We start from the raw sequence: 255 nt of genomic DNA, 5'->3' as shown, positions 1-255 counted from the left end.
ATGTAGAAACAAGAGCGATACCTAATCCGTTAAGTACACGTGGTACTTCATCAGCTTTAGCGTAAACGCGTAAGCCAGGTTTACTGATACGTTTTAATCCAGTGATTACACGTTCATTGTTTGCACCATATTTCAGGTAAATACGAAGGATACCTTGTTTGTTATCCTCGATGTATTCTACATCACGAATGAAACCTTCACGTTTTAAAAGTTCAGCGATCTCTCTTTTGATTTTAGAAGCAGGAACCTCTAATC

At 38.0% G+C, this 255-nt stretch carries 1 protein-coding gene; it reads right to left on the bottom strand.

From position 1 onward, the window contains the following. Window positions 1-255: 30S ribosomal protein S8 (rpsH, locus tag KVT34_RS30585; protein ID WP_369016305.1), on the bottom strand; the 255-nt coding region annotated here is incomplete at both ends.

Origin of the sequence: Paenibacillus sp. GbtcB18 (genome assembly GCF_019091125.1) — a bacterium.
Classification (GTDB): domain Bacteria; phylum Bacillota; class Bacilli; order Paenibacillales; family NBRC-103111; genus Paenibacillus_F; species Paenibacillus_F chitinolyticus.
Note: the sequence above shows the minus strand (reverse complement) of the source record. Positions and strands in the feature narration are given on the sequence as shown.